Annotated in this window: 17 protein-coding genes; 10 read left to right on the top strand and 7 right to left on the bottom strand. The window is 40.8% G+C overall.

From position 1 onward, the window contains the following. Positions 1-195 precede the first annotated feature (195 nt). The 3 genes from CH365_RS09005 to CH365_RS08995 all read left to right on the top strand — a co-directional run bounded on the left by CH365_RS09005 (position 196) and on the right by CH365_RS08995 (position 1,557). Positions 196-648 carry an FAS1-like dehydratase domain-containing protein gene (locus CH365_RS09005; RefSeq protein WP_100768228.1) on the top strand — a complete coding sequence of 151 codons (453 nt, stop codon included), beginning with the start codon at positions 196-198 and terminating at the stop codon, positions 646-648. A gap of 13 nt (positions 649-661) precedes the next feature. Further along, positions 662-1,078 carry a MaoC family dehydratase gene (locus CH365_RS09000; protein WP_086447269.1) on the top strand — a complete coding sequence of 139 codons (417 nt, stop codon included), beginning with the start codon at positions 662-664 and terminating at the stop codon, positions 1,076-1,078. 122 nt (positions 1,079-1,200) lie between these two features. Next, complete coding sequence (locus CH365_RS08995; RefSeq protein WP_100768227.1) at positions 1,201-1,557, top strand: hypothetical protein; 357 nt, start codon at positions 1,201-1,203, stop codon at positions 1,555-1,557. Between the two features lie 6 nt (positions 1,558-1,563). Here CH365_RS08995 and CH365_RS08990 read toward each other — a convergent pair whose 3' ends face one another. Continuing rightward, entirely contained in the window at positions 1,564-3,657 is a 2,094-nt protein-coding gene (locus tag CH365_RS08990) for a PP2C family protein-serine/threonine phosphatase (protein WP_100768295.1), read from the bottom strand. Between the two features lie 353 nt (positions 3,658-4,010). On the opposite strand from CH365_RS08990, the gene CH365_RS08980 reads away from it, so the two are divergent. From CH365_RS08980 to CH365_RS08970, 3 genes are all read left to right on the top strand, one after another. After that, positions 4,011-4,796, top strand: a complete 786-nt coding sequence (locus CH365_RS08980; protein WP_100768225.1) for a tetratricopeptide repeat protein — start codon at positions 4,011-4,013, stop codon at positions 4,794-4,796. Positions 4,797-4,807: 11 nt separating this feature from the next. Then, positions 4,808-5,416, top strand: a complete 609-nt coding sequence (locus CH365_RS08975) for a DUF2062 domain-containing protein (RefSeq protein ID WP_100768224.1) — start codon at positions 4,808-4,810, stop codon at positions 5,414-5,416. A gap of 121 nt (positions 5,417-5,537) precedes the next feature. Then, complete coding sequence (locus CH365_RS08970; RefSeq protein ID WP_100768223.1) at positions 5,538-6,473, top strand: DUF2167 domain-containing protein; 936 nt, start codon at positions 5,538-5,540, stop codon at positions 6,471-6,473. Here CH365_RS08970 and CH365_RS08965 read toward each other — a convergent pair. Both CH365_RS08965 and CH365_RS08960 read right to left on the bottom strand, forming a co-directional pair. After that, positions 6,470-7,507, bottom strand: coding sequence for a 2-dehydropantoate 2-reductase (locus CH365_RS08965; RefSeq protein WP_100768222.1), 1,038 nt, complete (start codon positions 7,505-7,507; stop codon positions 6,470-6,472). The two genes, CH365_RS08970 and CH365_RS08965, sit on opposite strands and share 4 nt — an antisense overlap. Before the next feature lie 122 nt (positions 7,508-7,629). Beyond that, positions 7,630-8,553 carry a lipase family alpha/beta hydrolase gene (locus CH365_RS08960; protein WP_100768221.1) on the bottom strand — a complete coding sequence of 308 codons (924 nt, stop codon included), beginning with the start codon at positions 8,551-8,553 and terminating at the stop codon, positions 7,630-7,632. A gap of 660 nt (positions 8,554-9,213) precedes the next feature. Between CH365_RS08960 and CH365_RS08955 the strand changes: the two genes are divergently transcribed. Both CH365_RS08955 and CH365_RS08950 read left to right on the top strand, forming a co-directional pair. Then, a complete protein-coding gene (locus CH365_RS08955) occupies positions 9,214-11,013 on the top strand; it encodes an N-acyl-D-amino-acid deacylase family protein (protein ID WP_100768220.1) in 1,800 nt (599 codons plus the stop codon). A gap of 377 nt (positions 11,014-11,390) precedes the next feature. Then, a complete protein-coding gene (locus CH365_RS08950; RefSeq protein ID WP_125226305.1) occupies positions 11,391-15,194 on the top strand; it encodes a hypothetical protein in 3,804 nt (1,267 codons plus the stop codon). 77 nt (positions 15,195-15,271) lie between these two features. Here the strand turns inward: CH365_RS08950 and CH365_RS08945 are convergent, their stop codons facing one another. The 4 genes from CH365_RS08945 to CH365_RS08930 all read right to left on the bottom strand — a co-directional run bounded on the left by CH365_RS08945 (position 15,272) and on the right by CH365_RS08930 (position 19,140). Beyond that, positions 15,272-16,285 (bottom strand): zinc-dependent alcohol dehydrogenase family protein, encoded by a 1,014-nt coding sequence (locus tag CH365_RS08945; protein ID WP_100768218.1) that lies wholly within the window; start codon positions 16,283-16,285, stop codon positions 15,272-15,274. A 71-nt stretch (positions 16,286-16,356) separates the two neighbouring features. Next, a complete protein-coding gene (gene ccrA, locus CH365_RS08940; protein ID WP_100768217.1) occupies positions 16,357-17,604 on the bottom strand; it encodes a crotonyl-CoA carboxylase/reductase in 1,248 nt (415 codons plus the stop codon). A gap of 68 nt (positions 17,605-17,672) precedes the next feature. Next, a complete protein-coding gene (locus CH365_RS08935; RefSeq protein ID WP_100768216.1) occupies positions 17,673-18,266 on the bottom strand; it encodes a TetR/AcrR family transcriptional regulator in 594 nt (197 codons plus the stop codon). Between the two features lie 229 nt (positions 18,267-18,495). After that, positions 18,496-19,140 carry a hypothetical protein gene (locus tag CH365_RS08930; RefSeq protein WP_244283078.1) on the bottom strand — a complete coding sequence of 215 codons (645 nt, stop codon included), beginning with the start codon at positions 19,138-19,140 and terminating at the stop codon, positions 18,496-18,498. A gap of 199 nt (positions 19,141-19,339) precedes the next feature. On the opposite strand from CH365_RS08930, the gene CH365_RS08925 reads away from it, so the two are divergent. Beyond that, positions 19,340-20,026, top strand: coding sequence for an OmpA/MotB family protein (locus CH365_RS08925; RefSeq protein WP_100768294.1), 687 nt, complete (start codon positions 19,340-19,342; stop codon positions 20,024-20,026). A gap of 95 nt (positions 20,027-20,121) precedes the next feature. Continuing rightward, positions 20,122-21,768, top strand: a complete 1,647-nt coding sequence (locus CH365_RS08920) for an ATP-binding cassette domain-containing protein (RefSeq protein ID WP_100768214.1) — start codon at positions 20,122-20,124, stop codon at positions 21,766-21,768. Position 21,769 lies beyond the last annotated feature (1 nt).

The following is a 21,769-nucleotide window of genomic DNA, read 5'->3' as shown; positions in this document are numbered from 1 at the left end:
GTCCGCAACGCGGGCTTCAGGAGCGAAGCGACTATCATCCGGATGAACACCATTCAGTGAACGGTTGTTTGATCGAACAGAACGTTCGTTACTAAAAATTCAATGGACCTGTGAGATCGGTGTCTAAAAAATAGGGCCATAGAAACGACCTTCGATCTTTCGAAGGTTTTTAAACCAATCCCAAGGAAAAGGATTATGGCAGAAAAAGGCATTTCAAAAGACCTGATCGGCACAAAACTCGACTCCTACGAATTCGACGTAGAAAGAGGAAAGATAAAAGAGTTTTGTCTAGCGATCGGCGAGACCAATCCGATATACTTCGATCTAGAAGCGGCAAAAAAAGCAGGATTCGAGGACATTCCAGCTCCTCCAACATTTCCGACAGTGATTCAGTTTTGGGGATATCCTAAAATTTGGAAAGATATGGAGAATATGGGAGTTGATACTTCCAGGATCCTACATCTTAAAGAAAAATATAATTATGTTAAAACTCTTTATCCTGGCAAGGTTTCTTCCCAGGGTGAATGTGTTAACGTAACCGTAGGTAAAATGGATACGATGACTTTCCGCACCACAATTCGTAATGCGAAAGGTGAAACTGTGATCGAAGCTGAAATGTCCATTTTCATCCGTAAGCCGGAACAATGATAGGAGGATTAAAATGAGTAAGATTGAATTCGACAAGTACGAAGTAGGACAAGAACTCCCTCCTTTAAAAGTGGATACGATTACACATGCACATTTAGTGCGTTATGCGGGAGCGAGCGGTGACTTTAATCCGATTCATAACGATCCTGATTTTGCTCGTAAAACCGGGTTAGACGGAACCATCGCGCATGGTATGTTCGTAATGGCTCAGATCGGAAGACTTTGTACTTCTTGGGCAGACCAAAAGCAGATCAAAGAATTCGGAGTCACTTTCAAAGCAATGACCAAGCCTGGGCAAAAATTAACTTGTTCCGGCAAGATCAAACGTAAGAAAGAAGAAAACGGAGAAAAACTCCTTACTGTGGCTGTAGAGGCCGCTGATGAATCAGGAGAAGTAAAAGCTTCCGGAGAATTAGTAGTTATCTGCTAATCTTTTCGTTTATCTTATATTATAAAAAGGCCTCCGATTTTGGGGGCTTTTTTTATTCCTGAGTGTGATTTCTTTTTAAAAATAGATTGTCCTTCTTTTAAATTTGGATATGCCTATTGCCCATGATAAACTCAGCAAAAAGTGTACAATACTTCGGGATCTTTTTACTGATCGAAGGACTTCTTCTGATCACTGTTCCGAATTTTTTCTTAGGTCTTTTTTTATTAAGTGCAAGTGATGTGTGGGTAAGAGTGGTTGGATTGACCCTTATCATATTAGGATATTTTTATTTTAGAATGGGCCAAGATAATATTCGTCCATTCTTAAAATTGACCACTCATTCCAGGAGTTTTCAATTTGTTGTCCTGGTTATATTTGTATTATTAGGATGGATCCATCCTATGATTTTATTGCCGAGTGGATTCGAATTTTTATGCGGAGTTTGGACCTTCTTCCTTTTGAAAAAGGAAAACGTTTAGATCTGTTTATGCGGGATATTCCGGGGTTTCTCTAGATTCGATCGCGATGATGGTGATATCATCGTATCTTTGTTCGTCCCCTCTGGATTTTTCTTCCATTACGACCAATTCTTCCAATAGTTTTTGGAGACTAACTTTGGAAAGTGTGGAGGCCCTGGCTGCAATTGTCTCCACAGTGCTCCATCTATTTTCCTTTCTTCTGTTTTCGATGAGTCCATCAGAAAAAAGTAATAAACGGCTTCCTAAAGGGAACTTATAAGTAGAAAATTCAATTTCGAGATCATCGAATAGTCCTAATATAGGGCCGGTTTTATGAAGTAATTCGTAGTTACCATCCGGTGAAAGTAATACCTGGTCCGGATGCCCTGCAGATGCATAGAGGACTTCTTTTTTTTCTAAATAGATATCGGCCACAAAACAAGGGAAGATACTTTCTAAAGTATCGAACTTTCTTAAAAATCTTCCATTCAGTTCTTTTAATACATGGGTAGGGCAGGGGAGTTTTTTTAACTCTTCGTATTCCGTTTTTAAGGCCATGGTCATTAAGCTTGCTTGCACTCCATGCCCTACTGCATCTGCTAAGAGTACTCTTACCTGGCCAGGATTGATTTCCGAGATATCTAAGAAGTCGCCACCCACTTTTTCCAAAGGTTTATATACGTAGTCAAAACGAATTCCTTTGATTTCTCTTTCCGGAGGAGTGAGGATCTTTCTTTGTACGTTTTGAGCGATCTCTAATTCTCTATTGATCTGTTGCAGTGTATCGTTTAGGGTTCTGGTCCTATCTTCTACCTTTTGTACTAACTTTTCTTTCATTTCGAAAAGTTCAAGGTTCATGGTTTGTAAATCTTCCGTGAGAAGTTTTGCTTCTTTATATTTTGATGAACGATCAGAAGCGATCACCAAAGATTGCAAGAACACGAAAAGTACAAGTGCAATATGTGAAACCTGATGAGAGGAAACCTTTAGAATATAAGTGTAGAACAGATCGATCGCTACTCCTAAGAATAGTATTCCTGATCCATATAAGATATAAGAAGAATTACTTTCTTTATCAAAATCTATGCCGAAGATTACATAGATCACATAACTGATAGTGATCCCTATGAACAAATGGAAATATGCGACCTTACTACTATTGAATTCCAATGAACCGAATAGTGTCATTAGAATAAATAGTGAGATGATCGCTAAGGAAATCCTTATATAAAGTTTGGATGCGTAAACACTGAAAGTTTCATAGAAGAACAGAAGATATAATCCAGTAGCGCACATCATAGAGATCTGCTCAATTATCTGGATCCCGTTTTGGTTGATCGAAGGAAAAAATTCCATCAGAAGTCTTGTGTTTGTGACAAGAGTCCTCATACCGATTGCCATACTCATGAATCCAAAATACAAAGGAGCCTTACTGGATCTTAAATATAAATACAAAGATATATGATAGAGCCCCATGATCACTAAACTGGAGAATGCAAAAATATCAGTAAAGATGGTCCTGGTTCTCGTGGATAACATCACTTCGGAAGGACCCAATTTAACGGGAGAGCTGATCCCTCCTTGCCTTGCGAAATTATTCGTAACAAAAAGTGAAACTTCTATCTGACTAGAACTAGGAACGAAAGAAAAAGATCTGGGCTGTACTCTTGCAACGCTCGATTTAGGAGAAGTAGATGGATCTCCTGATTCTCCTAAGAACTCTCCGTCCAGATACAATCTATAGGAACTCCAAACAGTACCGAAACCTAGAGTGAGGACCTTTCCCACCCAAACATCTGGTAAAAGAATTTTTAGTCTATAGGTCGCATAACCTAGTCTTTCGTAAGATGGATGTAATTCAGTCTCTCTATTCCAAGAACCTGGAACAGTCATATTCCCGTGAAAGGATTCCAGGATTTTTCCTGGCTCTTGACTCCAGAAAAATTCCCATTCTCCGGACAGATCTACTGGGCCGGAACTAGCACTTTGGATCCCTCTTAGGTCGATTACACCTTTGTAAGCGCGTAAATTTTCCTCCTTATGCCAGGGCGTGAGGGACAAAAGGAAAATGAGGAAGCCGATGGGGCCTAATAAGAAGAATAAGTATTTTGCCGTGTGCATTGAGCAGGAAGGTTGGACCATCCTCCATCGGTTTATATTTTCTCGTCAATCTTTCTCCGACTAACAAGAGTATTCGAGAGAATTTTGGAAAATAATAATTTCCAAATTCGGCTCTAAAACATTTGACCTTCTACTTTTTGCTTGGATTCCGCAAATACGGAAGAAGTAGCCCTAAAGTTTGCCTTTGGAACTTCAAAGATGATTAGAGGAAAAAAAACGAAGAATTATACGTCCAATACGGCGTTTTTTCGAAAAAAGAAGTATTTTGGCAAATCAACTCCAAAACTCGGAAATTCCTGTTGCCATGTTGGTCCTTCGGAAGAGCATGAAAAAGACCGATACGAATCATATCTATGAACTGTTTTCATTTTTCTAGAAACTATTCTATTTTAGCTAGCGTTACACTTGTATTGGCTTCTTATTTCGCTTGTTCAGGGGAGAAGAATGAACCTTCTATTCTTGAAATCAGAGATCTATTGGACTCTGGTCATTTAACTGAATCAGTTCAGAAGGCCAAGGATAAAGCCCTTATAACCGGTAAAATGGATCAGGTCCATTATCTTAGAGGTTGGATTCATTATTTACGAAAAGAAGATTCTTCTGCAGAAAAAGAATATAAACTTTGTTTAAAGGAGAATAAAAACTCCATCGATTGCTTGAGAGGGCTCGCTCAAATTGAAAAACATAAACAAAATTACGAAAAAGCGGAAACAAGATATAAACAAGCCTTAGTACTTGCACAGGCGACCAAAGATCAGGAATACAGCTCCATGCTACTTACGGATCTGGGAAATTTATCTCTTTCTCAAGATGAAAGAGAGGAAGCCATAGACTGGTATAGTAAATCCATCCAAGTAAAGCCTGAAGGCTCCGCTTATTATGGGCTTGGCTTTGTGCATTTATTGGATCGAGACAAGGTGGCTTCTATCCAATCCTTAAAAAAAGGATTAGAAACTGAATACAGAGACCTAATTATCAAAGCGGAAACCTATTATCTCCTGGCAAAGTTACAAAACGATTTCGAAAAAAACCCGAAGGCAGCAAGCGAGTCCGCAAAAAAAGCATTCGAATTATTCCCAGCAATGGAGAAATACTCAAAATCCTGGGAACAATATTCCAAACTTTCCAGTTCTAAATAAAACAGGACCTAATGAATTTTCTCAGAACGATCTGGCGGATCATCCATAAACAAATCATCTTACCTTTCCAAGAATCTTACGCACCTATCCACGAGGTTTGTTTAGGAACCACTATAGGTCTGCTCTGGTCCATGACTCCTTTGGTAGGAGTGCAAATGTATTTAGGATTGGGGACCTGGTTAGTACTTCGTTTGCTCCGAATCCGTTTTTATCTTCCGATTGCAATTGCAATGATCTGGATCACAAATCCAGTCACAGTCCCGTTCTTCTATTCTCTATTCTATTGGATAGGAAAACAGGTTTTACTTTTATTTGGAATTCCTTTCCAGCAGATCAGTTTCGATACGTTATTAGCCATCTCCAAAGAATCTGAGTCCATGGATCTGATCAGCGGATTGTATCATTGGACCATTTTTTTATTCGATAAGATGGGACTTCCTATGTTCGTAGGTGGTTTTGCTTTCGGGATCCCTCTTGCCTTACTTGGTTATCCGATTACTTATCGTTTATTAAATTCCTATAGAGCGAGAAGGGCCCAAGAAGAAGGTATGAGCTTGCAGGAATGGGAACTAAAACATGTTAGAAAAGAAGTGGGATTGTTTACCGCCAAAACTCCTTAGGTCCGTCTTATAACGTTCGTTCTTTTCAATATATTTTTTCCAATTTAAACATTATTGGTTGTCCGAATTCCTTCTAGATCAGCATATTATCTGTTACTCGAATTCAATCCGGAGAGAATATATGATTCGTCGATTCTTGGCCGCTTTCTTTTTTACGGCCATCTTATGGAGCCTCCCTGTTTCCGCTCAGAAATTTGAAACAGATGCTGACCTAATGAAATGGATCAAATCCTTAAAGTATGAGACTAACCTTGTGCCCCTTTCGAATAAGGATGGGAAACTGATCGCAAATATCCAAGTTCCAAAAGGTTACAAATATCTAAATCCGAAAGATAGCAAGATCGTATTGGAAGATGTTTGGGGAAATCCTCCAACTAGCGAACCTGGACTTGGGATTCTATTCATTGACAATGAAACACCTTTAGATTTGGGATCATATGCGATCACCATTGATTACGTAGATGAAGGACATGTGGATGACGAAGATTCTAAAGAGATCAAATACGACGAACTATTATCCGATCTGAAGGATTCCGCTAAGGAAGAAAGTGAGCAGAGAAAAAAAGACGGATACTCCGGATTAGAATTAGTCGGCTGGGCTTCTGCTCCTTACTATGATTCTGCCGCTAAAAAATTGCATTGGGCAAAAGAATATAAATTCGAAGGAACTGAAACAAACACTCTCAATTATAATATTCGAGTTTTAGGAAGAAGCGGTTATCTTCTACTCAACGTACTCGGAGATATTACCGTTCTGAAAAGAGTAGAAAATGATGTGGGCAGAATTCTTAAGAGCGTGGATTTTGCGGAAGGAAACCGTTATGCGGACTATGATTCTAAAATAGACAGTTTAGCTGCTTATGGAATCGGAGGTCTGATTGCTGGAGGACTTCTGAAAAAAGCAGGATTGTTTGCGGTGATCGGTGGGTTCTTACTCAAAGGAGCAAAACTATTGATCCCTGCTGCGATAGGCCTATTTTATGCAGTTAGAAGGTTCGTTTTTGGAAGAGGAAAACCGGAAGATACTGCTTCCGGTCCTGGTGACAAAGAAACCTAAATAATTCCTAAAAGATTGGAAAGCGCTTCCGCATCGTAATGAGATCTACCGGAACCGCTTTCCGCTTCTGCAATTAAAGAAGCTATCTTACGATTGATTGGTGCCTTATGACCGATCTCATCCGCCAAACGTACAATCTCTCCGTTCAAATAAGAAATTTCAGTTGTTCTTCCATGATGCAGATCTTCCCACATAGAGGACCTTGCTTCCGGGTCAATTTTGACCATAGAAGAAGCTACTTTGAAAAATAAAAAATCAGGCAGTTTAAGAATGATAGGAGCGAGCCAAGGGATCATTTTACCTGCGCTTGCAGGTTGGATCCCGGAATGTTTCAGTATTTCTAAACCTTCTAAGATCATAGATGCTAAAATTTTTCTGTAAGTTCTTTGGGATAATTCTTCTCTGAGAGGAATGCCTGCAAGTGCGTTTAAACTATTATTCAAATTGAAAAGTAGTTTTCCCCAAAGAACACCTTCCATATTTTTATGTACGATAGAAGGTAATCCTGCTTTTCTTAAACAAGAATGGATTTTGTTCCCGAATTCGTTTGATTTAACTACAAGTTCTCCGCTTGTCCCTTGGTGAAACTGCCCTTTACCTTTTGCTACCACATTGAACGGTACCATTCCGGCCAAATTTCTATCGTCTAACTCAGGTAAGATGGAAGCCAATTCCTTCGAGTTTCGAACCCCATTCTGAAAACTTACTACGATAATTTTGGAAAGTTCTTCAGGAGAAAAAAGAGAACGGATGGATTTTCCTGCTTCTATCGTATCCTTACTTTTGACTGTGATCAAAAATACGTTCGAGTCCTTAGCTTCTTTTATATCAGTAACATAACGGACTTGGCTTGGGGCGAGCGTAAAAGAATTACCTTTATAGTCGCTGATCCCTAAACCGAATAATTGGATCTCTTGTTTTAATCTTTCTCTACCTACAAATACTACAGGATACCCTGCTTTTACCAAGTACGCTCCGATATATGTTCCTATACTTCCGGAACCCAAGATCGCAAATTTCGGGGAAAAACTCATAAGCGGAAAGAATGAAGAATATTAGAAAAATACCAACTAGAAAATCGATATTCTACACGTAGGTTTGGGCATAAAAAAAGCCGGGTGATTTTCCCGGCTTTTTTCAGACACAACGTTCGAAATTACTGATTAGATTTCGCGTTGGAAGCCATTTTCAGGAAGTAACCTTCCACGTCGTACCAAGGTTTTCCGGAATTCAAAGTGTTGGATGCTTGTAAGTGATCCACACCAGTAACTAGAAGTCCGTAATCAGGTCCACCATTGAAGGTTCCCCATTTCAAAGAAGTGTAAGGAACGAGTCCATCACAAGTTCCACCTTGTCCGTTGAACAATCCACCGGCAACACATGCAGGTTGAATGATTCCCATTAAAGGGTGTTGGATTAGGTCAGGAATGGTGATGTAAGATCCGTAAGAGTAATACTTAACGGAAGATACGTTTGGAGTACGGGTATTGAAAGCCGCTGTTCCGCTAGTAGTTAAGGAACCTAAAGCAGCAAGAGCGTCTTGATTTCCTCCACCATATACCAATTGAACTACAGCTCCTAAGATAGCACTAACAAAAGGTTTAATCCAATCAGGAAGCACAGTAGTCACGATGTCCGCAATTGGGGATCCTCTGTGAGGAGTATTCAAAGTGGTTAAAGTGGAAACTTTGGAAGAAAGTCCCAAATTTGAAATAGCATAACGGCTATCCAATCCACCTTGAGAGTGGCCAAGGATATGCACTTTGCTGAAGCCGTTTGCAGCAATGTATACTAGAACTTTGTCCTTTAATTGAACTCCGCGAGTCTCATTGGATTGAGCTGCAGTTTTCGTAGGAGCGTATACAGTTGCACCTTGGGATTGAAGGTAAGTGTCCATTCCTCCCCAATAGTTAACAATACTAATGATTCCGGATGAATCTTTTCCCCAACCGAAAAGTCCGTGGGAAAGAACGATCGGATACGATCCGGCTAACGGTTTGGAGGAAGATCCTCCCCCTGAAGCGAACAACGTGCCGCTACACAAAAATAGGAGCAATAACGCTAGTCCTAATTTACGCATTTGAGTTTACCTCTTCACTATTCTCTTGCTGTCTATATGGTCTCAGATTGAGATTCGCTTAGTTTAACTTGTTCGCTTTTTTATTTGTATCACTCGGTACAAAACCGAGCTTTTGAAGATTAAATCAAGACCCATAACTGTCAAGATAAAACGTTCGAAAAAAATGCCGATAAAATAACGTTTGATATGAAACTAATATCTTTATATAACGGTCGGTTTTTTGTAAATATTCCTTTAGGGATATATTGCGCGAAGAAGGTCCCAAATGGATAAATCAAGACTTTCAAAGGTGACTAACGCATTTGGGGTAAAAGAGATGCTGTTTTGGAAATTTTTTTCCGGAGCCTGAGGGGGATCGTGAACTTTTTGTAGATCGTGCTCTAATTTGGACTGATGGATTTGGCAGGTGCTGTAGAAGAATATTCGGTGATCTGCAACAATTCAGGAGATCCGTGCTCTTCACAAGTTGTATGGGCGAAAGTTCGAATTAGCGCCAATCAGAGTTAGGATCTACGTGATCGGTTTCGTCGCACATATAATTTTCTTTTTTTTGTGAACATTTGTTCACGTATATTCCAAAAATTTGAAAAAGATTGACTATCGATTATTATACACTTTCGTAGCGAAGCTCTACAAGATATAATAGAGAAGAGGAATCATATGAAGTACGATGTTCTGATCAAGAATGGAAGAATATTCGATGGAGATGGAAAGGAATCTTTTATTGGAGATGTCGCTGTCTTGGAGGGAAAGATTGCAGAAATTTCAAAATCTATTTCCGGCGACGCAAAAAAGGTCTACGATGCAAAAGGACTTTGGATAACTCCAGGATTTATAGATTTTCATACACATTATGATGCAGAGGTAGAAGCTTCTCCGGGACTTAAAGAATCCGTGATGCACGGGGTAACTACCATTACGATGGGGAGTTGTTCTCTTAGTCTTTGTATCGGAACGCCTGAAGATCTGGCGGATATGTTCAGTAGGGTAGAAGCGATCCCTAGAGAGCAGGTGCTTCCACTATTACAAAAAAAGAAAACTTGGAATTCGATGAAAGAATATGCGGACCATTTGAATTCACTTCCTTTGGGACCGAATGTTTCTACCTTCTTAGGACATTCTGCTATTAGATCTTATTCTATGGGATTGGAAAGATCTCTTTCTTATGGGGTAAAACCTACCGAACAAGAGATGCTTCAAATGGAAAAACTTCTGCAAGAGGCGATCGATTGCGGATACTTAGGACTTTCTATCAATACTCTTACCTGGGATAAAATGGATGGGAACCGTTTTAGGAGTAAGCCGCTTCCTTCTACTTTTGCTAAATGGTCGGAGATCAGCAGATTAAATCAAATTGTTCGGAGAGAAGATCGGATATTCCAAGGAGTACCGAACGTTTCTACAAAATATAATGTTCTTTTATTCTTTAAGGAAAGTTTGGGAATTTTTAGAAAAAAACTGAAGACTACAATCATTTCCCTGATGGATCCAAGATCCAATCGTTCTATTTACAAGTTAGTGGCGTTTCTTACCCGAATCGTTAATACGATCTTAAAAGGAGATGTTCGTTTACAAGCTGTTCCTGCCGTATTCGATCTTTATGCGGATGGAGTAGACGTGGTTGTGTTTGAAGAATTCGGAGCAGGAACCGCGGCTATTCATTTAGCGGATCTTGCCGAACGAAGAAAACTTCTTCTAGATAAAGGATATAGAAAATGGTTTCGCAGGCAATGGACGAATTGGTTTTTGCCAAGAGTGTTTCACAGGGACTTTAACGAATCCAAGATAGTAGAATGTCCTGACCAAAAACTGGTAGGAAGATCTTTTTCAGAATTAGCCAAAGAAAGAAAACAACATGTAGTCGAAACATTTTTGGATCTATGTGCAGAGTATGGAAACGATATTCGTTGGTATACTGTGATCGGAAACGATCGTAAAGGTCCGTTAAAATATATAGTCAGTCATCCGGATGTCTTGATCGGATTTTCCGATGCGGGCGCTCATTTACGCGGAATGGCGCATTATAATTTTCCATTACGCTTTTTGAAATTAGTGAGAGATGCAGAGATGGAAGGAAAACCATTTCTTTCCGCTGAAAAAGCCGTATGGAGAGTTACCGGAGAAATCGCAGATTGGTTCGGTTTGGATACCGGGAAGCTGAAGATCGGTGCACAAGCAGATATCGTTCTTTTGAATCCAAATGGTTTAAACGAAAAAGTGGAAACTATCCAAGAAACTCCAATGCCGGAATTTGGCGGAATGGTCCGTTTAGTTCGCAGAAACGAAGAAGCGATTCGTGCTGTTCTCATCAATGGGAAAGTTGCTGTAGAGAATGGAGAAGTTTTGCCCGAGATTGGTAATCAAACCGGTTTCGGAAGATTTATGGCATATAAAGAAAAGGATTATCTCTATAATTCCCGAAAAGAAACGAAACAAGTTCCGGCAGAATCCGTGGCTTGAATTAGATTTTTTAAATTGTCCGGGATGCACATTAAAATATCCCGGGCTCCTCTTTTGATTTTTCCTCGTTCTAATTTTTTCTCCATTTTTCCAAAAACTAAAATTTCCATATTCCGTTTGGGATAAGAAAATTATGAAAATATAAAATACTTTTTAAAATTTAGACTTAAATGTGTCTGAATTTGTCCTAAGGATTGACTATAGTCGTATGTGAATTTCTTGTGCTTAAAGTATCAAGAAAATATGACTTGGATATTTAGAAAATGAAACTTCGTTACTCACTGTTATTTACACTAACGTTGTTTTGCTTCGATTGTTCTGGAGGGTTTTGGAGAAACCTGTTCCAGGGAAGCAAATCAACTTTCCCTGCTCCTATTTTGGCTAGCTCGATTCCGATTGTTACCCTGCCTAAGGAAATTTCGGCGGATCAGCTTCGAATTTCCGAAGACTCGAATGTTCCGAAACTAGTAGGGCGTTCCCAGGTTCCTGTTGGAAAAATTTACGATATCAGCTTGGCAGTAAAGGATAAAGACGGAAAAGAAACCGAACCGAATCGAAACTCGAGTTTTGTATTTTCTGAACCAGCAAAATTCGAATTTCCCGTAGACTTGGAATCTCTGAATGACAATGGATTTTCTCAAGAACTCTATGTTTGGTATAAAGATTACGTTACCAAAGAATGGAAACTTCTCGAAAAAGGTACATTAGACAAGGAGAAGTCGACTGTTACGGTTCATACGAACCATTTTACTCCTTTTATATTAACGGCTTTGCCAGTTTTACCGGATACCGGAGTTGCAGCTCCTACTGCATGTTTGACTGAAGAATCTGCTTCTTGGGGAATCCAAGGAGTTCTTGACGATTCAAATGTTTCTAAAGCTCAAATCGGAACTATCGGGGAAGGATACCAAACTTATTTGGATCGTCCTTATTTCGTAAAAGAAAACGAAGGTGCATTTAGAGAACTGGGATTTCAGTTTGCTGCTTTTATTCCAACATGCCAAGGTGATGTTGGATCTTGCGGTTCTAGTTCTATTCATTCAGAATCTAGTATGAGTGAATATGTTTCTTTTAATGCGGTTCAAGACATAGACATATACGTTATGTATGATGCGAGGGCAGGCTTTGACTCTTCCGATTCTTCTAATGATGCGGATTGGTTAAGAACGGATTTTACTCTTCTACCCGGAAAATTTATCTATACTACCGATCCTGGTACGGACCCAGCCCAAAGTATAAGAGGACTTGGTTACAAAGTTTATAAGCGTAGCTATTTGCAAGGAAGTCGTGTTGTTCTTGGTGGAAATAAAAAGGGGACCACGCCCAGCTTAGCGGGATCCAATTTTTGGGTAGTTGTAAAGCCTAAGAATACGGAAGGAACTTCCGTCTCGTCAGGCTTACTTTGTGCTTCAGGTCCGGACTTGAAAGTCTCATATCCGGTTTCCGTAAAATTTTTCCCAGGAGCTACACAGAATCTTTTTTGGTTCTCGTATTCTGATACGAATGCTCCTAGAAATATTATCGTTCGTAGAAGTCAGATTTCTCCGCCTATGATACCTACACAAGGGGAAGAGGCTTCCGGAACGGAAATCACTCCTTATTCTTATTTGGATAGTGGCTTGGCCATTGACACGACCTATTATTATTCCGTGTTCTCATTGAATAATGATGGAATTTATAACGGAATTACTACCGCCTCTGTGACTACGAGTGCTGACACGGATGGGGACGGATTGTCCGACATTACGGAAACTTCTACTTCGATTCGCCCTTTATTTATCGGAGGAACTTCTAACACTTTCATGTCTTCCGTAAACACGGATACTGACGGAGACGGAGTCGATGATTTTACCGAATTGTCTTTAGGGACTGATCCGACTATGGCGGATACTGTGCTTCCGAACGTAACATTTACGCTCTTGTCGGATAATGCAAGTTCCAACTTCGTGGATTTTACAGCTTCTGTTTCGGATACGAATCCGGCGGGAACCGTTAAAAAATATTGTTATATCCGCCAACTCGAAGCCGGGATGACTAAAGCGGAATTCGAACGTCAACCCTTTGGGGCTTTGAGTTTCGGACCTTTTAGCGGATCCTCACTTAATACTTGGAAAGAAAATTGTTACGAATCCAAAACTTTTGTTCAACTCGGTAAAGCAGCCGGCGGACCTGAAAAAGTCGCGATATGGGCGAAAGACGGGGCCGGAAACGTTTCCAATATTAAAAAATACGAATTCAAACAGTGGGAAGCGAAGGATACTTCTTGGTTAGGAGTCACGAATATTTCCTACGATACGAATGGGAATGCAGCGAGTTCATTTACGGATTTCACTTATTTAAATTATTCTTCACAATGGGAAGATAATACCTGGACTCAAAAATATACTAACCTGGGTTTGAAAAATCAAATCAAGTTCACCAATGGCGGTGGCGGAATCGCTTATAAGATTCCGAATTTCATTGCAATCGGAAACGGAAGTCTAGGTTATTACGATAATTCGAATGTTGTCGGAAGTTTGGGGAGTGTATCTTCCATTTCTCATAATTATACGGATGTTTTGAATCGTTTTAAGGCTGTTTCGTTTTCGGTTAATGTTAATTCGAACGAAGTTACTAATATCGTTTACTTAAATCAGAACAATCGAGTAGAAATTGATATGCTTTCTTTCGGTTCCTTTGGTCCGGTAATTTCTACGCCATCTTACCCAGAAATTACTGCGAGCCCTCTGTTCGTTATGCCTTTTGATCGTGGCTTAGGGCTTCTGATCGGACATGATACGAATCAATACGAGTTTCTGCATAACGGAAACAATTATCTGAACTTAAACACAAATGGTCTTGCGAATCCTAACTTTAATAGTGTGATTTCTGCAGATTCATTGGTTAGGTATAATCCTCAGGACGAGCAAGAAGTAATTGCGACACTGAAGTCGGTGCCTTCGAGAGAAATCAAAGTTTGGTATAAGAAATCGGGAGATCTTACTTACAATAGTATCATTCCTTCGGGTATAGAATCCGGAACCAATTTTATTGGAAGACAGATTAAATTCCTTTCTTATATGGATTGGTCAGGTAACCCAGTGTATACGTTATACATATTAGGAGGTTATGATGCGATAGTAGGTCAGAATACCACTTACAATCTACTTCGCTCCTATAGAGTTACGTTTACGGGCGGGGTCCCTTCCTTACAGTTTATTCGTGAGTCCGTAATTGGGGCGGTTTCGATCGATTCGATTTCCTTCGATGATTCCGGAAGATTAATGTTTGCTAAAGGGTCTTCTCAAAGATTCATTAGTTTATTTTTAAATTCTAATACTGGCTTTAAGGATATTTCATTTATTTATAATAATCAATCTAGCGGAGCATACACTCACCTTGCTCTTTCTCCTTCTGATAAAAAAGGAGTAGGGAATGTAGGTGGATACTCTAAGCTACGTTTGATTCAAAATGCAGGTTGGGCTGATTATAAGAAATACGGTTTCTTACCAGAGGGTTCTAGTTTGGAATTCGTTAATAATTTTTATGATCTGGCGGGCAACGATTGCGCAACTTCTTCTTCTGATCCAGGAGTCGGAACAGTACAAGCCACTGCCGGCGGGAATTACGGGATCCCTCCAGTATCTTTAACGGTTAATCCAGGGAGCTATCCTCGCTTTCGATCTGTTATTGCTCCGAATCTCGCTTCGACTCTGATTCTTCAATCGAGCTTTACTCAAGGGACTTCCCCTTGCAGAGACATTCTTGTAGCGACGGATAAAGCGGAGATTCCAGTTCGATCTAAGCTGACTAAAACTGATCTGATCGGTTATAAGGATACTACTATGACTCCAGCAAATGTCCCTGCATCAATGGAGCCGCCTCTGGCTGATCGTCCGGTTGACGTAAAAAATGCGGACTTCAGCATATGGGAACCATTGAATAGATTTTCTGCACGTATGGGGCGTTATACTGCAAAGAGATGGCTCTTACCGGGATTGTTGGAAACTGGTTATACTTGTGATTATCATGATGTGACCGAAATCCAAGGGATGAATGCATGTGACGATAAAATGCGAGCAATTTGGGGATGGGTTCCTGGTTCTGTCAGAGCATTTTCTCCGCAATACGACCAGTATACGTATATGGTGAAATATACTTACTCCGGAGATAAATTGGTACCTCCACCTACGAATCCGTAATCATCAACTACGGTATTGAGATTCGGCTCGGGCGAAAATAAAATTCCCCGGGCCGTTTTTTTTGAGAGAGGTTTTATTTAAGGAATTCGAACTACGATCTTTCCGAAATGTTTTCCGTCTTTCAGATATTCCAAAGCATCTTTAAATTCTGAAAGTTCGAAAATTTTATCCACAACCGGTTTCAATTTCCATTTTTCCACGGCTTGGTTCATTTCTAAAAATCCTTGTCTATGACCGACTACGATTCCTTGCACTTTGATTTGATTCATTACGATCGGTAATAAGTTCAAATCTTTGATCGCACCGGCTAATATTCCGATCAGATGGATTGTGCCGAAAAGTTTCACCGCTTTGATGGATTGTTCCAAAGTTCCGGCTCCGCCGACTTCGACGATATGATCGGCTCCTTCTCCGCCGGTTAATTCTCTGATCTTTTCTCCCCAGGAAGTGATGTTTTTGTAGTTGATCAGATGGTCAGCACCTAAGGATTTTCCTTTTTCCAGTTTTTCATCGGAAGAAGAAGTCAGATAAACTGTCGCTCCAACTGCTTTAGCGAATTGTAATGCGAATAAGGAAACTCCGCCGGTTCCTTGGACTACGACTGATTCACCTTTTTGAAGTTTGTTCTCCACAAAAAAGGAAGACCAAGCGGTTAGGGCGGCGCAAGGCAATGTAGCCGCTTCTTCAAAACTGAGATGAGGAGGCATAGGAACGACGCCTGTTGTGGGAAGGATTGCGTATTGTCTTAAGGTTCCGTCCAGAGGCCCGCCTAGTGTGGTTCTGAGTTGGTGTTTGTCTGCGGCCCCCGATAACCAGTACGGAGCAAAGGTCGCGTTTACCTTATCTCCGGATTTTATATCGACTACATCTTCTCCCACTTCTACGATTTCTCCTGCCCCGTCGCTGCATGGCACCATCGGAACCGGAAACTTGGGATTATACTTTCCTTGTACTACTAGGTAGTCTCTGAAATTTAGGGAAGCCGCTCTAAAACGGACTAGAACTTCTCCCGGGCCTGGCTTGCCTGGGTCTGGTAAATCGATTAAGGAGAGATTTTCTTTTCCGAAAGAGGAAAGTTGGACCGCTTTCATTTGATTATACTTTTATAATATAGTTCGGAGGGCAGAAGGACTCGTGGATCCAGGAGCCCTTCTGCGGTAGCTTACTTTCTACCTAATCCTAATTTGTCGGCACCCACTAGGATACTCATGTTTCCTGAAGGGTGTTTGTTTTCTTTCATCAACTGGTGAGCTTGCGCAGTCTCTTCAAACTTATATGTATGAGAGAGGGCAGGATCCACCTTCTTGTCGATTACGAGTTGGTTTAAGCCCGCTGCGTTCTCGTCGTTAGCGAAGTGAGAACCTTGCAAACGTTTTTGGCGCATCCATAGATATCTTAAATCTACGGTTGCGTTATAACCTGTGGTTCCGGCACAGATAACTACCATTCCTCCAGTTTCGCATACGAATACGGAAGTAGGGATGGTGGTTTCGCCTGGATGTTCGAATACGATCTTAGGATTATTTCCTTTTCCTGCGATGTCCCAGATCGCCTTTCCGAATTCTCTGGCTTGTTTGGTCCATTCTACAAATACTTCAGGCTTATTGATATCGGAAGTGAGAGCGCCCCAATGTTTGAAATTGTTTCTGTTAATCACTCCGGCAGCGCCAAGTTTTTTACAGAAGTCGATCTTATCATCGGAAGATACTACAGCGATTGGAATTCCACCGGCCGCCTTCACGATCTGGATTGCCATGGCTCCGAGTCCACCGGCTCCTCCCCAGATTAAAACCACGTCTCCTGGTTTTACATCGTTCGGTTTCCAATGGTGAAGCATTCTATATGCGGTTGCTCCAACGAGCATATAAGCAGCTGCTTCTTCCCAAGAAAGATGTTTTGGTTTAGGAAGACATTGGTGGTCTTGGACTTTACAGAATTGTGCGAAGGATCCCCAGTTAGTTTCATATGCCCAAATCAATTGGGAAGGTGCAAACATAGGATCTTTTCCTTCTTTGACCCACGGATCTTTTTTATCCCAGATCCCGCAGTGTAGGACGACCTCGTCTCCTACTTTTACATTCTTAACTTCGGAACCTACTTTATAAACGATTCCGGATGCGTCCGAACCGCCGATATGAAACTTCTCAGGCTCGCCTTTCTTATTTCTAGCTCCGATCACATCGACTGGAAATCCGAGTCCGGCCCAAACGTTATTATAATTAATTCCGGCTGCCATAACAGCAACCAGCACTTCGTCCGGTGCGATTTCAGGAACATCTATCTCTTCCGGCTGGATGGACTTGATTGGATCACCAAAACGCTCTGGTCGGATGACCTGTGCATGCATTTTTTTAGGGACCACTCCTAATGGAGGGAGTTGGCCAATTGGTACGATTTCAGGTGCGCTCATGGGGACCAGAAAACAGAACCGACCGAGGCTTACGAGAAAAAAAAGAGTCCTAAACTTAGCTTTCGGGCTTAAGTAAGAAGGATATGATCGATCCTATCTTCCAAACCCCTGACTCGATCCTCAAAAAATCTCACCGAGGAGATGGAAAGTATCAAACTATGCAATAAGTCCACGAGAAGGGAAAGCTTTAGTTCCGCATTTTTAGCAGGGGGATTACGATCTACAGCCGCATCCAATAACTTTCTATATTGGGCCCCGTAATGGTTCGTGTATTCTTGGACCAGATTTTCGGGGGCAGAATAAACCAAGCTGAACGGAAGTTTGGCTCTATCAGGGAACTGCCTTGCGATATCCGAAATTGCCCGGAATACCGATACAACTTCTTCTCTTAAACCTTTGTCTTTTATCACTCTGCTTCGGATATCGTTCAATATCATCAAATGAGTGGCAACCAACGCTTTTCTGAACAAGTTTTCTTTGGAATGGAAATGATGATAGATACTAGGCTGCTCCAACCCGCATTCTCTGCTGATTTCTCTCAGGGAAGTTCCATGGAAACCCTTACGGGCAAAAGCTATCGCAGCGCCTTCTAAAATTCTCTCTCGAGAATTTCTGAACACACCATTTGTGGGGTAGACAGGGCTACCGTCCTTCTTTTTCACCGATCCGACCTCTTTTAGGAGGATTAATCCGGCGAAATGATTTTTTTTGTCTGAAGATCGAAGATCCCGAAATCGCCGGAAGATCTATCCTTTAGGATAGAAATTTCACTATATTAGCGAAGATATAACAAACACCAGAATTCCGCAATTCATTAACTTATTGGAAAGACTATTTAAGTCAATCTTGCCTGAATGCTAGTCTCACTTGATTGTAATGCAGTTTAAAGATTCAGAACTCTTTTTTGAAAACTTCGAAGTAATTATTCAATTCACTTGTACCTGGAAGCCTACCTTCCGATCCAGGTTGTTTTTTGCCGGGAGAACCAGGTTGGTTGAGGTTCTGGTCTTTTTCTTCTCGCCCAAATGCAGCCGCAGGAGTGTATAATTGGCTTCCGAATAATAGTTCAAAGTTTGCAACGTTAGACTCTGATTCATCTAATCTGATCTCTACTAAAAAATGATTCTCTCCGAATCTAGCTTCCCATTCATACACAAACGAAGGTTCTACGAACCCAGTAAAAAGAGGAGATAACTTTCTATCTTCGCTGTCCGATTGAAAGATATGTACCATAACGGATTGGTCCGGATTTTCGTGAGCAAGGCCGACTCCTAATTTGCGGACGATTTTTCTATCCTTTCCTTCAGGGAATTGGAGTTTGAAAGATACAGTGTTTCCTTTAAATACAGATCCCGTGAAATGAGATCTTCGATCTACGACATATCCTCTATCTTTTAGAGAAACTTTAACTTCTTCTACCAACTTCTTGAATGTAGGAGGTCCTCCTGCTATAGATTCTTTGGGATTAGCTGGAGGAGTGGTGGAAGGTGCTGCTTGGGCAAACAGACCGGATTGGATAATTAAGAATAAAAACAAAATTAAGGGAAAGAATCCCAACCGGGGAAGTTCTAATAGAAAAGATCGCATGATTACTAACAGACTAACTTGAATCGTACATTCTCGCCAGATTTTTTCGAAAATAATTCGGAAAATAGAGGAGAATCTCTCGGGAAATGTCCGAAAAAAACGATAAATGAATTATGCGCCCTGTTCTAAGAAAAAACTCGGAGGAATCATGAAAACGAATCTGGGTATTCTTACCTTTGTATTGGTCTCGACTTCCCTTCTGTCCAACTGCGTTTCCCAATCCAAATATGACGCCTTACAAGCAATGTACGACGAAAAAGCAAGAGATCTCTCCAATTTGGAAAAAGACAAATCTTCTCTCCAGAGATCCGTAGAAGATATGAAAAGGATCCAAGAAGAAACGGAAAGAAGGATCGCTGATTACAGAAGCTTATTAGAAAGTTTTAAAGGAATGATCGATTCTGGAAAACTTAAGATCCGGATCGTAGATGGAAGAATGGTGGTTATACTATCTTCTGATATATTATTCCCTCCTGGCTCAGCGAGTTTATCTTCTAAGGGAATTGATGCAATTAAAGAAGTCACAGGGATCTTATCGTCTCTTCATGGAAGAAGATTCCAAGTAGAAGGTCATACGGACGATGTGCCCACCGGTATCAAAGGATATTCCAACTGGGAGCTTGCATCTGCAAGAGCTTTAACTGTATTACATACTATGGTTAAGTCTGGGATGCCTGAAGATAGGATCAGTGCGGCCTCTATGGGATCCTCTCGTCCTTCTGTTCCGAATACAAGTGTTGAAAATAGAACTGCGAATCGAAGGATAGAAATTGTAATCGTTCCAGACTTATCTAATCTACCTGGGATCGAAGAATTACGCAAATTGAGCGAATAGACCGGACAAAGGATTCGCTTGGCGAATTACAGCACCTTATAAACTATGGTCCTATCCCCTCTTTTTTAAGATTCCCTCGGTGTTAGGTAGGTTGTATGATCAGCGTTTCGGGTCTGTCTCTGAATTTCGGAAAGAAAATTCTTTTTGAAAACGTTACTGTTAAATTTAAGGAAAGCTGCAGATACGGTCTGATCGGAGCTAACGGTTCCGGTAAATCCACTTTTATGAAAATCCTTGCCGGAATGGAACAAGCTGCTGCAGGTTCCGTTGCTATTGATGGTGGGATCAAAGTAGGTTACTTAAAACAGGATCATTACGAATACGAAAACGAAACAGTATTGAATACTGTGATGATGGGAAATAAAGAACTTTGGACAATCGCCCAAGAAAGAGACGAAATTTATTCCAAACCTGAAATGTCCGACGAGGATGGGATTCGAGTTTCCGAATTAGAAGAAGCTTTCGGAGAGATGGGCGGATACGAGGCAGAAAGTGTCGCAGGTGAATTATTAGAAGGTTTAGGAATTCCGACAAATATTCACAGCCAAACACTTTCCTTCTTAACTGGCGGATTTAAACTTAGAGTATTACTTGCTCAGGTCTTATTCCAAAAACCGGATGTTCTACTTTTGGATGAGCCTACCAACCACTTGGATATCAAGACCATTCACTGGTTGGAATCTTTCTTACTGAATTATAAGGGAGTTGTTATTGTTATCTCCCACGACCGTCACTTCATCAACTCAGTTGCTTCTCATATCTGCGACTTAGATTATCAAACGATGACCGTTTATCCTGGAAATTACGACGAGTACATGGAAGCTTCCCAGGCTGCCAGAGAAAGAGCTCAATCTGATAATAAAAGATCAAAAGAAAAAATTGCAGAATTACAAGAGTTCGTAAGTAGATTTAGCGCGAACGCAGCAAAATCTAAACAAGCTACTTCTCGTCAAAAGATGATCGAGAAGATTAAAGATAATATGGCGGAGATCAGACCTTCTTCCAGATTATTTCCATATATAGTTTTCAAAATGAAACGAGTTTTGGGTAAGGACGTAATTCTTGCGGACAATATCTCCAAAGCTTACGAAGACAGAGTTATCTTTAAAGACTTTACGATCAATATCACCAAAGGGGAGAAGATCGCGATCATCGGAACAAACGGTGTCGGAAAAACTACTCTTTTAAAAACTCTGATGAAGCAGATCGAGCCTGATAGCGGAGCGGTTGCGTTTGGAGATTCTGTGGAAGCTTCTACCTTTCCACAGGATCATAGAGAAGGTATCGGCGAAGACGCTGACTCTATTATAGAATGGTTATATAGATATGCTCCTCCAGGCACCGAGATGGAAGAGATTCGAGCCGTTTTAGGAAGAATGCTCTTCAGCGGGGACATGGCTAAAAAACCAACCCAGGTACTTTCCGGAGGAGAAAAATCCAGGATCATTTTAGGAAAGATGATCATGGCACAAGATAATCTTCTGGCATTGGATGAACCTACCAACCACTTGGATTTGGAATCCATCGAATCCTTGAACTATGCATTGACCAAGTTTGAAGGAACCATCTTGTTCGTTTCTCATGATAGAGAGTTCATAAGTTCGATTGCAACCCGAGTTCTGGAAGTTACCACAGAAGGTATCAGAGACTTTAAAGGAACTTACGAAGAGTTCCTAGAAAGAGAAGGCCAAGAATTTTACAAACGTCTGGCAGGTGGGCCTGTTCTTACGGAAGCTCAGTAAG

Origin of the sequence: Leptospira neocaledonica (genome assembly GCF_002812205.1) — a bacterium.
In the GTDB taxonomy this organism is placed as follows: Bacteria; Spirochaetota; Leptospiria; order Leptospirales; family Leptospiraceae; genus Leptospira_B; species Leptospira_B neocaledonica.
The sequence above is the reverse complement of the archived record's forward strand: the minus strand, read 5'-3'. Positions and strand labels throughout refer to the sequence as shown.

Bases quoted from the DNA above. Each gene is read 5' to 3' on its own strand.
- CH365_RS09005 (WP_100768228.1), top strand. From the start codon at position 196: ATGGCAGAAAAAGGCATTTCAAAAGACCTGATCGGCACAAAACTCGAC.
- CH365_RS08955 (WP_100768220.1), top strand. From the start codon at position 9,214: ATGAAGTACGATGTTCTGATCAAGAATGGAAGAATATTCGATGGAGAT.
- CH365_RS08980 (WP_100768225.1), top strand. From the start codon at position 4,011: ATGAACTGTTTTCATTTTTCTAGAAACTATTCTATTTTAGCTAGCGTT.
- CH365_RS09000 (WP_086447269.1), top strand. From the start codon at position 662: ATGAGTAAGATTGAATTCGACAAGTACGAAGTAGGACAAGAACTCCCT.
- CH365_RS08995 (WP_100768227.1), top strand. From the start codon at position 1,201: ATGATAAACTCAGCAAAAAGTGTACAATACTTCGGGATCTTTTTACTG.
- CH365_RS08960 (WP_100768221.1), bottom strand. From the start codon at position 8,553: ATGCGTAAATTAGGACTAGCGTTATTGCTCCTATTTTTGTGTAGCGGC.
- ccrA (WP_100768217.1), bottom strand. From the start codon at position 17,604: ATGAGCGCACCTGAAATCGTACCAATTGGCCAACTCCCTCCATTAGGA.
- CH365_RS08975 (WP_100768224.1), top strand. From the start codon at position 4,808: ATGAATTTTCTCAGAACGATCTGGCGGATCATCCATAAACAAATCATC.
- CH365_RS08925 (WP_100768294.1), top strand. From the start codon at position 19,340: ATGAAAACGAATCTGGGTATTCTTACCTTTGTATTGGTCTCGACTTCC.
- CH365_RS08990 (WP_100768295.1), bottom strand. From the start codon at position 3,657: ATGCACACGGCAAAATACTTATTCTTCTTATTAGGCCCCATCGGCTTC.
- CH365_RS08920 (WP_100768214.1), top strand. From the start codon at position 20,122: ATGATCAGCGTTTCGGGTCTGTCTCTGAATTTCGGAAAGAAAATTCTT.
- CH365_RS08945 (WP_100768218.1), bottom strand. From the start codon at position 16,285: ATGAAAGCGGTCCAACTTTCCTCTTTCGGAAAAGAAAATCTCTCCTTA.
- CH365_RS08965 (WP_100768222.1), bottom strand. From the start codon at position 7,507: ATGAGTTTTTCCCCGAAATTTGCGATCTTGGGTTCCGGAAGTATAGGA.
- CH365_RS08970 (WP_100768223.1), top strand. From the start codon at position 5,538: ATGATTCGTCGATTCTTGGCCGCTTTCTTTTTTACGGCCATCTTATGG.